This window comes from Butyrivibrio sp. FC2001 (assembly GCF_000424125.1).
In the GTDB taxonomy this organism is placed as follows: domain Bacteria; phylum Bacillota; class Clostridia; order Lachnospirales; family Lachnospiraceae; genus Butyrivibrio.
Genome location: NZ_AUJH01000012.1, coordinates 114,059 through 127,703 on the forward strand (window position 1 = coordinate 114,059; position 13,645 = coordinate 127,703).

The 13,645-nt window shown below is 41.7% G+C and carries 12 protein-coding genes and 1 pseudogene; 4 read left to right on the forward strand and 9 right to left on the reverse strand.

Annotated features, from left to right (window positions below):
- Positions 1 to 33 precede the first annotated feature (33 nt).
- Together G601_RS0106450 and argC are read right to left on the reverse strand one after the other, a co-directional pair.
- Complete coding sequence (locus G601_RS0106450; RefSeq protein ID WP_026493340.1) at positions 34 to 483, reverse strand: GNAT family N-acetyltransferase; 450 nt, start codon at positions 481 to 483, stop codon at positions 34 to 36.
- A 26-nt stretch (positions 484 to 509) separates the two neighbouring features.
- Positions 510 to 1,565: an N-acetyl-gamma-glutamyl-phosphate reductase gene (argC, locus tag G601_RS0106455; protein WP_026664877.1), complete on the reverse strand. Its 1,056-nt coding sequence runs from the start codon at positions 1,563 to 1,565 to the stop codon at positions 510 to 512.
- Positions 1,566 to 1,928: 363 nt separating this feature from the next.
- On the opposite strand from argC, the gene G601_RS0106460 reads away from it, so the two are divergent.
- On the forward strand, positions 1,929 to 3,155 hold the full coding sequence (locus tag G601_RS0106460) for an argininosuccinate synthase (protein WP_026493338.1): 1,227 nt from the start codon (positions 1,929 to 1,931) through the stop codon (positions 3,153 to 3,155).
- Between the two features lie 76 nt (positions 3,156 to 3,231).
- Here G601_RS0106460 and G601_RS0106465 read toward each other — a convergent pair whose 3' ends face one another.
- Both G601_RS0106465 and G601_RS0106470 read right to left on the reverse strand, forming a co-directional pair.
- A complete protein-coding gene (locus G601_RS0106465) occupies positions 3,232 to 5,064 on the reverse strand; it encodes a hypothetical protein (protein WP_026664878.1) in 1,833 nt (610 codons plus the stop codon).
- Positions 5,065 to 5,089: 25 nt separating this feature from the next.
- Positions 5,090 to 6,400 (reverse strand): hypothetical protein, encoded by a 1,311-nt coding sequence (locus tag G601_RS0106470; RefSeq protein WP_155834477.1) that lies wholly within the window; start codon positions 6,398 to 6,400, stop codon positions 5,090 to 5,092.
- A gap of 170 nt (positions 6,401 to 6,570) precedes the next feature.
- Here G601_RS0106470 and G601_RS22230 point away from each other — a divergent pair, with 170 nt between their 5' ends.
- Positions 6,571 to 7,902 carry an MATE family efflux transporter gene (locus G601_RS22230; protein WP_155834478.1) on the forward strand — a complete coding sequence of 444 codons (1,332 nt, stop codon included), beginning with the start codon at positions 6,571 to 6,573 and terminating at the stop codon, positions 7,900 to 7,902.
- A gap of 21 nt (positions 7,903 to 7,923) precedes the next feature.
- Here the strand turns inward: G601_RS22230 and G601_RS0106480 are convergent, their stop codons facing one another.
- Together G601_RS0106480 and G601_RS27145 are read right to left on the reverse strand one after the other, a co-directional pair.
- Complete coding sequence (locus G601_RS0106480; RefSeq protein ID WP_026664880.1) at positions 7,924 to 8,616, reverse strand: YczE/YyaS/YitT family protein; 693 nt, start codon at positions 8,614 to 8,616, stop codon at positions 7,924 to 7,926.
- Between the two features lie 91 nt (positions 8,617 to 8,707).
- Positions 8,708 to 9,705 (reverse strand): annotated as a pseudogene (locus tag G601_RS27145) (YwqG family protein).
- A 53-nt stretch (positions 9,706 to 9,758) separates the two neighbouring features.
- On the opposite strand from G601_RS27145, the gene G601_RS22235 reads away from it, so the two are divergent.
- Complete coding sequence (locus G601_RS22235; protein ID WP_035790418.1) at positions 9,759 to 10,229, forward strand: hypothetical protein; 471 nt, start codon at positions 9,759 to 9,761, stop codon at positions 10,227 to 10,229.
- Positions 10,204 to 11,232: a type II TA system antitoxin MqsA family protein gene (locus G601_RS0106500; protein WP_035787249.1), complete on the forward strand. Its 1,029-nt coding sequence runs from the start codon at positions 10,204 to 10,206 to the stop codon at positions 11,230 to 11,232. Before G601_RS22235 ends, G601_RS0106500 begins: the two co-directional genes overlap by 26 nt.
- A gap of 65 nt (positions 11,233 to 11,297) precedes the next feature.
- On the opposite strand, the gene G601_RS0106505 is transcribed toward G601_RS0106500, so the two are convergent.
- The 3 genes from G601_RS0106505 to G601_RS0106515 form a co-directional block, all read right to left on the reverse strand.
- Positions 11,298 to 12,062, reverse strand: a complete 765-nt coding sequence (locus G601_RS0106505) for a hypothetical protein (protein ID WP_026664883.1) — start codon at positions 12,060 to 12,062, stop codon at positions 11,298 to 11,300.
- An 81-nt stretch (positions 12,063 to 12,143) separates the two neighbouring features.
- Positions 12,144 to 12,437, reverse strand: coding sequence for a DUF1294 domain-containing protein (locus tag G601_RS0106510; protein WP_026493331.1), 294 nt, complete (start codon positions 12,435 to 12,437; stop codon positions 12,144 to 12,146).
- A gap of 95 nt (positions 12,438 to 12,532) precedes the next feature.
- Complete coding sequence (locus G601_RS0106515; protein ID WP_081673415.1) at positions 12,533 to 13,618, reverse strand: S66 family peptidase; 1,086 nt, start codon at positions 13,616 to 13,618, stop codon at positions 12,533 to 12,535.
- Positions 13,619 to 13,645: the final 27 nt, after the last annotated feature.

Genomic DNA, 13,645 nt, shown 5'->3' on the forward strand with positions numbered 1-13,645 from the left:
TTCTCCTTTTAAGATAGATAAAAATTCCAAGTCTTAATCGAACTTTACAAACTCTGTCAGATTGTTTTCATTTAATGTGTAATCGTAATAATTCATATCCGAACGAAGTGTCCAGTTCATTCTCTGCCAGAATGCGTTTCCGATTTTATTAGTAACAAATGCGTTAAGTGAAACCTTGTTTATCTTCTCTTCCTTAAGACGCTCTAAGCAAAACTCAACCATCTTTTTTCCTATTCCATGTCGTCTGTAGTTCTTGTTAACACAAACATGGTAAAGGCATCCGCGTCTTCCGTCGTGTCCGCAAAGAATAGCTCCAACTATTTTTCCATCCTCCACATCCACTGCGCTGGTAGTGGGATTACGTTTTAAAAACATCTCGATCCCTTCAAAGGAATCATCCATTGTTCTTATGCCAAAGCCCTCGATTGAGTTCCAAAGTGCATAAACCTCTTCATAATCGTCAATAGTCATCGCACGTACCATGACTCATTCCTCCTCGTATCACGACATCACGGGAATGCAGGAACAAAATCAAGTCCCATATCCTCATCAAGTCCAAATAAAATATTCATATTCTGTACAGCCTGTCCTGCTGCGCCTTTCACAAGATTATCTATGGCGCCCATCATGATTATGCGGCCTGTTCTCTCATCAATCTTAAATCCGATATCCACATAATTGCTGGTCTCAACCCATCTCGTCTCGGGATAAGCTCCGTCAGGAAGAAGTCTTATGAACTTCTCATCCTTATAATATTTCTCGTAGGCTGCTCTAATGTCTGCCGCTGTAGGAAGCGTTCCGTCTGCTTTTTTCACAAGAGATGCATACTCTGTAGCCAGAATGCCTCTGTTCATCGGAATGAGGTGAGGTGTGAAGTTTATGGTGATATCCTCACCGGCTGCGTATCCAAGCTGTTCCTCGATCTCCGGTGTGTGTCTGTGATTTGTAACGCCGTAGGGCTTAACACTCTCATTAACCTCGCAGAAAAGATTGGCTGTTTTAGCACCTCTTCCTGCACCTGATGTTCCGCTAAGAGCATCTACAATAAGTGTGTTTGGATCTATCAGCTTTTCCTTAACAAGAGGATATGCTGTAAGGATCGAGCAGGTTGTATAGCATCCGGGATTGGCAATAATTCTCGCACCCTTTATCTTATGCCTGTTGATCTCGCAAAGTCCGTACACCGCTTCATCAATGTACTGGGGAGCTTTATGCTCAATGCCGTACCATTTCTCGTAAATTCCAACATCCTTTAATCTGAAATCTGCGGAAAGATCAATTATCTTTACCTTATTAAGAACTTCATCATTAACAAGTCCTGCACAAAGGCCCTGAGGTGTAGCAGTAAAAATAACGTCAACCTCCTTAGCCAGCTCATCCATGTTATCGTCCATGCATTTCGCATCTACTATATTAAAGAAGTTTCCATACACAGAACTAAATCTCTCATCTATATAACTTCTGGAGCCATACCACACAATCTCCGCCTGGGGATGACTGTATATCAACCTTGCAATTTCTGCTCCCGCATAACCAGTAGCACCAATAATTCCTACCTTAACCATGTAATCCCTTCTTTCCTATAGTATATTCACAGAGCGTTTCTGCATCTTTTTAAAACATTATGCATATTTGGAAACTCTCATGTATTTCGTTTCCCCATGCAACATCTATTATATGCTTTGCAATTGAGTATAATCAATATCAGTAATTTATGCAAGCATTATTTATATTTATGCACTAAAACGATATTTTTATAAATTTTTATGCATAAAGTACTTGCATTTTATTCAACATGGTTGTATATTCACCTTGTAAATCATTGAATCAAGAGTTCATTGAAAAATCATACGTAAATCAATGGTCTTCTCAGGGGACATACCAAGAGCAAGTCCCCTGACGGAGGCCTGGATTAAAAGGAGGATATCATGGCTAAGGATAAGGTTATACTTGCGTACTCGGGTGGTTTGGATACAACGGCGATCATTCCGTGGTTGAAGGAGAATTTTGATTATGAAGTAGTTTGTGTATGCATAGACTGCGGACAGGAAGAAGAACTTGATGGACTTGAAGAGAGAGCTACAAGCTGCGGTGCATCCAAGCTTTACATATTAGATGTAATTGACGAGTTCTGTGATGAATATGTAGTTCCCTGCGTACAGGCACACGCTGTATATGAGAACAAGTATCTCCTTGGAACTTCCATGGCTCGTCCTCTTATTGCTAAGAAGCTCGTTGAGATCGCCAGAAAAGAAGGTGCTGTTGCTATCTGCCACGGCGCTACAGGAAAGGGTAACGACCAGATCCGTTTCGAGCTCGGAATCAAGGCACTTGCTCCCGACATCAAGATCATCGCTGCATGGAGAAATGACAAGTGGACCATGGATTCCCGTGAGTCTGAGATTGAGTACTGCAAGCAGCACGGAATCAACCTTCCCTTCTCTGCTGACAGCAGCTACAGCCGTGATCGTAACCTCTGGCATATCTCCCACGAGGGACTTGAGCTCGAGGATCCCGGACAGGCTCCCAATTACAAGCATCTTCTTGTTCTTGGCTGCACTCCTGAGGATGCTCCCGACAAGCCGACCACAGTTACAATGACCTTTGAGGGCGGCGTACCTAAGTCAGTTAACGGAAAAGAGATGAAGGTTTCAGACATCATCCGCACACTTAACAAGCTCGGCGGTGAGAACGGAATCGGTATCGTTGATATCGTAGAGAACCGTGTTGTAGGCATGAAGTCCCGTGGCGTTTATGAGACACCCGGCGGAACAATCCTTTACGAAGCACACCAGCAGCTCGAGGAGCTCATCCTCGACCGCGACACCTACACAATGAAGAAGGATATGGGCAACAAGTTTGCTGATCTTGTATATGAAGGAAAATGGTTCACACCTCTTCGTGAAGCTGAGCAGGCATTCATCGAGTCAACTCAGAAGTATGTAACAGGTGAAGTTACATTCCAGCTTTACAAGGGTAACATCATCAAGGCAGGCACAACATCACCCTACTCTCTCTACAATGAGTCAATCGCTTCCTTCAAGACAGGTGACCTTTATGATCACCACGACGCAGAAGGTTTCATTAACCTCTTCGGTCTTGCTTCAAAGGTACGCGCTATGAAGATGCAGGAAGTTGAAAAGAACAACAAGTAAAAACATAGAAAATCCCCAGTGTTCAGTCGAACACTGGGGATATATTTTTGTGTAGAGACTAGGTCAACCGCACTTTTTATCCTGCGAAAAACATGTCATCAAACACTTCCAATACACTCACATTTTCGCCATTTACTTTTGTACATTTGCCGAGATCATCATCCATGTAAACACGTATTCTGACAAGCTTATTATCCTTGGTGAGGCAGTCCACATAATTATCTACATCAGTAAACATCAGCTTTAAGGTGTCACCGGCTTTAAGACTCTCTGTCTCCTTTGTCACTTCTCCCGTTGCAGCATTCACAACTTCAATATCATCCAAAGGCATCTTCAGTGATAGCTCATACCTGGAGCCCTCCATGATTTCACTCCGCCCCGACAGACACTCGAATTTTCCATCCTCTGTAATCCTATATTCAGTAACTACATCAGTAGTGGACAACAACCATGATGTAATCGCAATATGAAAATATGCAGGATCAGTCATAATATGTGTAACATACAAGTAGTTATCAAAGTCAGTAAAGCTTTCGTCAGGATTTCCGCAAACCCAGCCACACAAAAGATCTGTCTCTTTGACACCCGAATCATCAATTGTATATAACTGCTGAATATCAGCTTCGTATTCCTTGTACTGCGAAAGAAGTACGCTTTTCCCCTTCTGGTGTACTAACGAAAATTCAAAGTCATAATCATCGTCCTCACTAGGAAATTCGTAATCTGTTCCGTTATAGTTCACAAGCATTCCTGTCGTTATTTCATAATTCGACTCAGGTACATATTCCTTCGTTTCCATCGCGTAAATGGTATCCGGTTTTCCATCATCATCGGCGTCTATAAGTTCATTAGAACTAGGATGAAGCTGAGTCACCCATGTGTCAGGAATATTATCTCTGACATCACTTGTGAAAATACTGCCCTTCTCGTCCTCGCAAAACAAGAGCTGCGAATTCATGCTAAGCGGGGACAGGTTCATAGAGTTTAGCCAAAACGAAACACCCTGCGGTTCCAGTGTCCATACCAGCTGCTCATCATGAGCACTCTGCTGCAGTTTTTCTTTCATCTCTGCTTCGCTCATCTCGGATGAACCTACAGAAAGCGCTTCGTAGTCTTTCTTCATCTCTTCAAGGAATTTCCGGGCGAGCTTTTCATACAAAGCATCCTCATCCTCGATGATATCTGAAAGCTTAAGCACCTCTCCTGTGTCCGGTTTGATATTGTAAGCCATGTATCTCACATGGTTGTAGTCTTCATAGGATGCCGTCGTTATCTCGACCAGGACACTTAGCACATCACTGTCAGCCCTGCGTACAAGGATATTCCAGTCCCTGTCTTCAACCGGATAGTCATTGTTATTATTTTCTCCGTTCTTCATCAACTGTCTGTACGCTGCGTAATAACTGTTTGCTTCATCCGTAGCTATGAGGTCGTTTACCATCAGGATGGCTTTTTCAAGCTCGGGGTATGCTTTTTTCGTATCATCTGAAAGAGCAAGGTGCTCATAGTTATGGCCGATGAAAAGCCTCGAATAGCTTTCACCATAGTAGTTGTTGTCTTTGTGAAAGATTCGAAGACCTGAGATAAGGCTGCTCTTTCCCCTTGCAGGAGCATCATCTGATGAAAGCGCCTCTGCTTCCGATTCAGTTGCATTCTCCTCTTTCTCTTCTATCGGTGTTTCAGCGTCAGCATTATCTTCGGAAGTATCTTCAACACTTTTCCCGGTTGAAGAATCATCATTTTCCGATGTGGTCTCTGCCTTTGTAGACTCATCATTTTCACCAGTTCTATCCGTAGTAACAGAGTGGGCAGCATTACTTTCTACAGCCTGCTCACTGGCTTTCTGACATCCTGCAAGAAGTGCACTACACATAAGACCAACTAACATAAAAACCCGAATTCTTTTCATGGCTTTTCCCCCTCTTTTTTAGTTATCAATCTACTTGTGGAACTGCAAATCTAAAGCACTTTTCCTTATCATACATAATTCTTCTGACATAGCGTTCATTCGAGTACTCATCGGGATCCGTAACAAAGAAGCCATCCTCGGTGATGCGGGAAACAGACGGATAAAACGTTAAGTAAACATATATGTCACCATCCTGCACTGTCATGATTCCGCCGTATTCACTTTGGTTTCTCTGAACGCTATCGTCATCCGGATCAATATAGAAAACACACTCATAGTTACCGTCATCATTAAGATCAGCGTAGCTAAAGTCGTGTACTTTTAACGGAGCTTTTGCATACTCATATATGACTTTATCCTTTAAAAGATCGCTAAATGGCACTTCCCCGGGACTTTTCATAAACTGACTAAGGGCAAATGCATTGACAATGGTATCGCTGTCCACAATCTTCGTATAATATTCAGGATCATCCTCCGGGAATTTATATTCTCCGGCAGAAGAGCCTTCCTTGTATGAAAACTCCAAGGTCTTCTCGTATTCCTCGATCGGATACAGATTGTTATAATCGTAAGAATCCAGGAGGTAAGCCCCCGGCACTATCTCATCAGCAGCCTTGTACCATACATCCTCTCCGTTGTCCAGTTTCTCGTTTATATCTTCTGCATACAGGGTTTCACCGCTGAGCTCACCGTTATTTAGCGTGACCTTCATGCACTCGCCATATCCCATGTGTCCCCAATAGCTTAAGATTCCATTCTCATTAGGAATTCCATAGTATGCAGAATGTCCCATGTTAAGGCCATCTAAGCTTTTAATTTCGCCGTCAACGCATGTAAACACCATCCCATGAAAAGAGGCTTCATCGTGGCCGTATTTAATAAATAGCTCAGGTGTTCCGTCCTTATCGATGTCGTACAGCCAGTAAGAGTCTATGGTCTCCTCATAGTTCTCATTATCAAAATCACCTTCAAGATCAGCAGCTATTTTTTGCTCTTCTTTAATTTTGGCAATGTATGCTTCTTTGTAGGTGCCTGCAGAAGCTGTAGTCATACTCTCATCATTAATATCTGAAGAATCTGCAATATCTGAATAGGTCGTATCATCTGTACTTTCTTCCGAAGAAGCGTCGGTTATTTCTTCACTATCAGTAGCAGTCTCATCAGTATCTGTATGTTCCTCGGGCTCTGAATAATTCTCTTTACTTGAATCATCAATAAGTTCTGCAAAGTCAGCCTTTCCATTCTCATTGGAAATGGTTTCTGTATTCTTTTTTTCCGCACATCCGCATAAAGCTATAGTTAGTGCAAATGTGATGAATAATGCTTTTCTTTTCATATATGTATCCTTTGTTAGTTTTTCGTTGTCACTAACTACAATAGCATTTGTGTGTATTGCAGACAACAATCTCCATATAAAAAACTCTATTGCATACTTACCGGTACAAATATAGAATATATGCTTAGCTATGAAAACTAAATTGTAATAAATCGATAGGAATTAAAAATTTGAAGACTAATAACATGACGTCAGGAAACAGCATGAAGCAGATAGTGTTGTTTTTCCTGCCACTACTTTTCGGTAATCTTTTTCAGCAGGTATACAGCCTTGTTGACAGCATAATCGTAGGAAAAGGAATCGGTGATAAGGCACTGGCAGCCGTCGGCGCTTCTGGGACTCTTAATTTTCTTATATTGGGATTCGTAGTAGGACTCACAAGAGGATTTGGAATAAGCTTTTCACAATCCTTTGGAAAAGGCGATTCCAAGCTTCTTCGCGGATATGTCCTGGCTGCACAGTATATAAGCACGGCTATGAGTATTCTGTTCACTGTCCTTTGTCTTCTGTCATTAAAGGGCATGCTGACATTTCTTGAAACACCGTCAGATATTTTCAAGGATGCCTATGACTATTTTGCAATAATACTCGCCGGAATAATCATTACTGTACTCAACAACCTTGCGATCACCATACTTCAGTCTCTTGGCGACAGCAAGACACCACTGACTGCGATGATAATCTCATCAATAACGAATATCATTCTGGATGTTTTACTTGTAATGGTGATGCATTTCGGAGTCAGAGGAGCTGCCATTGCCACAGTCATAGCACAGGCTGTTTCCTACATCTACTGCCGCATGGGACTTCGTAAGATTCCGATTCTGTGTGATGAAACTGATGAAAACAGAAGGTTTTTAATAATGCCTCAGCCTTCATTATGCCTTGGCCTTCTTAAGATCGGTCTTCCTGTTGCTTTTATGAATTCAGTCACTGCTGCCGGCGGAATGATATTGCAGTATTTTGTAAACCTCATGGGAAGCGCTTACGTTGCAGCCTATTCTGTCTGCATGAAATTCGCAGGACTATTCGAACAGTTCGGAATCTCTGTGGGCCTCGCTATCCTCACCTTTGTTGGGCAGAATAAGGGTGCAGGAAAATACGGCAGAATCCGCAAAGGCGTAAGACAGGGACTTGCTCTGTCTGTCCTTGTAAATATTCCTTTGGTACTAATACAGGTTGTCATTCCGGGAACAATTTCAAGACTGATGCTAAGCGATCCTGTCACCATAGGATATTGCGCAGAATTTATGCCAATCCTTGGAGTAAGTCTTTTCGCACTTGGATGGCTATTCGTATTCCGCTATTCAGTACAGGGTCTTGGAAACACCATGATTCCCATGTTTTCAGGATTTCTGGAGGTTGCTATGAGACTGGGATTTGGATTTACAATTGGAAGAATGTCCTTTAGAGGAATCGCCATCTCCGAGGTCTCTGCCTGGATTGGCGCATTTATAATGCTGGCCATGACCTACTTTATCTTGATAGGTAAAGAGTCATGACCATTCTGACTACGCCCTTGATCAGGCGATCTTTTTCTTCATAAAAACTCTGAAGGATGTCGCAAGGTGCTGATGATGTACACTTGTGGCATTAAATCTCACGGTGGCGAATGCAAGCTGCATAATAGGGCCTGTTGCAAATGCACAGATGAGCGTTCCGATACCGACAGGGCCGCCCAGAAGCCATCCTATAAAGGTGGCAAGACTAAGAAGCGTAATACTTACAATTCCGATAGGAATCTTTTTCGCACGCTTTGCAAGCGCAACAAGCAGAGTATCTCTGGGTCCGCAGCCAAGTGAGGCGCTCATATATGTATAATGAGTGTATGCCATGATCACCAGACCAAGGAACATCACGGGAATTCCCGTCTTTAATGAATCACATTTGTGAACTACATCAAGCTTGTTAAAAAGGTCAACCGCTTTTCCTACAACAAATGCGTCGATGAACATGGCAATTCCAATGGGTTCCTTAAATGCGATATCTATACCCAAAATCGCATAAGAAATCGCAACTGATGCGGTGCCGTACAGTATTCCGAAAGTATGTGATACTCCAAGATTCAGGACATCCCACGGACCGGCGCCAATATTGGCCTGGATAGTGAGATATACACCAAAACCGTTTGCAAATAAACTAATCGCTGCAAGAAGCATGTTTACAAGGATTGCTCCTGCTGTTCTATTTTCTTTTAAAGCATATTTCTTAATCATTTATCACCAAAAACCTTCTGATAATTGTATTTGCATCCATTTTTCCGGTTTCTCCTATGATGGATTATCCCATCTTTCATGATTCTCATTATTATGAACAATCCAGAATATACTCTATATTATCGAAGTTCAGAGCCTGGAGGTCCTCTCGTTTGATGTAGAAATGAATTGTTCCATCCACTCCGAGCTTGTAATCATATGGAGCAAATGAGGGATCCAACTGGTATAAGTGAACCCAATTATCTAATTCTCCAAGAATCAATTTTTCCTCTTCGTCTGAAAACTCCCTGCCATTAGGAAAATCTGCATTGTAGCCACGATGAACCACCTCGCACAAATACTCGGAGCAATGCTGTACAAACTCAGAATGTCCCAGGAGCTTATCATGACATAATGGGAGCTCATAGTATCCTGTCTCCTCCATGCATTCGTGATACTCATCCCACGGACAGGTTCTGTATTTCTCACATAAATATTCCGATGTCGGATAACTTATATTTTCTTTAAATGTCACAGCCTTTTCAGAAATCGTGAATTCATCTGAAAGGTCTTCAGGAAACTCCGCTTCCACCAGGCTTGATACGTCTTCAAAATAATATATTCTGGCAGAGCTTTTTCGGAAGGATTAGTTCCCCAGAAAAGTTCATCCTCTGTCAGACAGTAGAAAAAGCTGAGTATTCCTTTTTTAGGAAGAATTCCGTCTTTATCATATTTAGACACCTCTTCCAAATTGAACTGAGCCCAGAAAGTAAGCGGTCTACTCTCTCCCTCTTCAAACCATTTTGCATGATATTTTGGCCATTCAAAATCAGCCGGAACTGAAGGCTTTCCGCCAATCTTACTGGATATCACAGCTACACCATCATTATTTTCCTTAATATCCAGCTCAATCTGATTTCTGATATTGTCCTGAATAATTTTACGTACTTCTTCTTTTTCCATACTCTTTCCCTCTTGTATACGTATATAACGTGGCGCTACAATCATTCGCGCTTCTTTATCCCCCAAATGATTCATTTTGTATCGGTGTCTATTATAAGCTTCTTGTAGCTTTTGCAAAAGTAGAAATGCATAAAAATTGACAATCATTGTACTTTCGGTGTATTATGATGGTATCAATTGATACCTTTTAGGAGTAACTTATGTCATTAGATTCAGTCTCATATATAGAAAGCGAACTCGAAGTAACCTCTTATATTCAAAACCTTAAGTACGCATTAGACAATGGGGCAAAAATAGAGTTTCAGATACAACGCCGGGTTGATGATATGCGCGACGAAAAATACACAAACAAGTATACCGTCAGCACCCTTTTTCCAGATGAAAATCCTTCTGAAGCATTAAAAAGAGAACTGCTTACTCTTACCACAGAAGATTATATCCAAACAGTGAAAGATATACGATTTCCCAAGCGTAGTGATATGCGAGAGTTTGGAAAAGCTTATAATGATGAAGATGTCTATATAAAAATACGTGTAGAAATCCTTGGCATCTATGGTCATCCGACTACATTTGTAATGTCATTCCATTTCGCCGAAAAGGCTTTTAGTCCAGAAATGTTTCCCTATAGGAAAGAGAGGCACAATCATGAAAATAAAAACTCTAAAAACTGAGCACCGTCTATGTACCTGTTGCATGGAAGAACACATAGTCAAATATGTTTTAATCGATGAAACGCAGACTTTCAAAGGTCAAAAGGTTAATTATCAAGCCCAGTACACTTATTGCGACAAAGCTGATGAATTCTATGCAGATGAAACACAGATGCAGGATAATGATATATCCCTTAAAGACGCCTATAGAAAAGCTTTAGGTTTATTGACTTCCAAAGAGATTATTGCTATCCGCACAAAATATGCAATTTCTCAAAGTGATCTATGCATGCTTCTTGGCTGGGGTGGAAAAACCATTACGAGATACGAGACTCATCAAGTGCAGGACAGAGCTCATGACACCATACTAAGAAAAATCGACTCTGATCCTGAGTGGTTCATATCATTACTGACAGATTCAAAAAGTAGCTTTTCAGAAGCAGCTTATAAAAAATATCTCAGTACAGCCATCGAACTATATGAAACAGAGCGAGATATTTATTTAAGACGTGCGATCAAAGCGGATTATGCAAGATTCGAAGAAAATAAGATCGCCCAGGGTAATGCATCTCTATCCCTGGATAAAGTTGTTGATGTTATCCGATATTTCGCAGCTTCGCAAAAAGTTACGGACTTATATAAAGTCAAGCTCATGAAGCTGATGTGGTATGCCGATGCCCTATCCTATAAAGAAAGAGGATATGCAATAACCGGTTTGGCTTATCAATCTCTACCAATGGGTGCCGTACCAATCGGTCATAATTCCATTATAGATTTAAAAGGAATCCCCTGCGAAGAAATTGATATGGGCGAAACCACAGCATATCATTTTTCACTAAATGGCAAAAATACATTTCCTTCTCTTTCTTATGATGAAAAGAAAATTCTCGATATAGTCATCAAAAAGTTAGGGAAACTCACTAAGAACGATATTATTGAATTCATGCATTCCGAAGCTGCTTATAAGAATACAGCTTCAAAAGAAATAATATCATTTGAATATGCTAACCAACTGCAAATATAGCACAAAAAGGCTGTGAAATATGACAAACATCACTCGTGTTTCTCTCATATCCACAGCCTTTATATTTATTTCCGTTCCTCTGCCTTTGCCTTCGCAGCCAGGCGTCTTCTGATTTCCTTGATATTACCTCTGTATGCAAAGGCAACCTTGACCTTCCTGTCATTGTCCATAAGAACCCAGCTGAAGCCCTCGTCCTTGATGTGATGAACGTTTATCAAAGCGTTCTGGGAAATGGGGCATATTGAATCGAATATCTCGCACTGTTCGTACAAATTATAGATATCAGTGATTACGTCGAGCTGTCTGCCCTCCGTGAAGTAAACAGTGAGCTGGTGCTCTCCTATCATCTCAGCACAGACGATGTCATCCTGAGTAGCGTAGAAGGTTTCCTTTTCACCACGAAGCTCAAGAGTTGGTACAGGATCTCCTAAGCGGGTCTCGCACTCTGTCAGCATAGCCTCAAGGTCCTTCACCTTAATCGCTTTTTCCAAAAACAGCAGCTTATCGTAGAGCCCCTCTTCCTTTGCGAGGGCCTTGTAATCATGCTTACCTGAACACATAACCACATTCTTGATGCCGCCTGCTTCGAATAGGATTCTGGCAACATCGATTCCGTTCCTGTAGCGGCTGTCCTCCGACTCAGGCTCAGACATATCAATAAAAATAATGTCATAAAGCTGAGGGAAGCGCATCAGAGCCTGAATATTTCCATAAAGATCAATATAAAAATGCTCCTTACCTTCCTTCTGATATCTGTCGGACTGGCGTCTCAAAAGGCGCTCCATCTGCTTTCTGTCTGCTATATTGTCATCAAAAACTGCTATATGCATCTTCTTTTACAACCCCAATTTTTATACTTCAAAAGCGCCCTCATAAGCTGATGGCACTCCATTTTTCACACAAAGACGCCCTTATCTAAAGAGCACCTCCACCGGTGACATCTTGATAGCCACCACGATTCCTATCTGAATCAGGAGTATAAGCGGCATTCCAACCACGAAATACCAGTGCTTGGTCTTATGCCTGAAAATATACATCCCAAGAATACTTCCTATACTTCCACCCATTAACGCAAAAATAAAAAGGATAGATTCCGGTGTTCTGAAAGCATTCCTTTTGGCCTTTCTCTTGTCACTTCCCATGGCAAGAAAGCTTATGACATTTATAATTCCCAGATAACATAAAATAAATTCTAATGAGTTCATGCAAAATATTCTAACTTATAAAAACCTGCTGCGCAACAAAGCATAGCAGGTTTTTAATAATACGTATGACTTTTCACGCAAAATGAGCCAGCACATCACTTGTAGCTTATCTTAAGGTCGTTACCCTTTGCAGTAACTTTAGCCTCTGCGCCCATCGCAACAGGAATCATAGGATCGATATGTCCGATGTCCGCGTCCATTATGACAGGAAGTCCGAGCTCTTCCACCACCGCTGTCACGGCGTTGTAGTGGTCTGCACCCATCATCTCTTTTCCAAAGGCAGTGTAAGGTCGGCCAATGACGAAGCCCTTCGCACTGTCGAACCATCCAGCCTCTCTTAAATTCCACAGAGCTCTTCTGTAGCTCATGGGCGTGAGGTCGCAGGCTTCAAGAACCCAGATAACATCCTTATGGTTTTTATTAAATTCCTTCATATTGTCAAAGCGAGTTCCAACAAGATTGGCAAGTACGTCAACGCAGCCTCCAAGAAGGATTCCCTCCATGGAAATCTCTTTGTCGGGATCTGCCTTTACAGCTTTTCCGCCCTCGCATACATAGCTTGTGAGCACCTTATCAGAATTATATTCATAGGGAATATCGAAGTTAAAAGTGGTGTAATCTACAGGCTCCTCTGATTTTTCAGCCTCCGGTTTTTCCAGGAAGGGATTGACATACTTCTCATAACCGGAAAACTCTGTCTTTGTTCCCTCTAAAAGTGCCACCGCATCAAACTCAGGTTCCTCCCACTTCTTCGAAAAGCCTGAAATGCACGGACCGTATATTCCCTGTACTCCGGCTATTGTCACCAGCGGAAAAATGAAATTAGTATTGTCGGAATATCCAATATACCACTTTGGTTTTACGTCCTTTAAACTCTCAAAATCAACATGTGTTATAGTCTCATTCATGAGCTCCCCGCCACCTGCAGAGATAATTGCATCAATATCGCTTCTCTTGTAAAACTCTACAAGCTCAGCTGCTGCCACCTTGGGATCGGTGTTGATACCGACGCCATCTGTTTTAAAAAGTGTATCCCCTTCAACAATCTTATACCCTCTGTTCTCAAGGTTCTTCTTTGCAAAGAAATACATGGAACGATAGGGCTCTGTTGACGGACCAAAGGAAGGTGCTGTAATTCCAATGCTGCATCCGGGCTTAATGTATTCAGGTCTTTTTATCATACTTTCCTCCTTTTTCTTTACATCTAT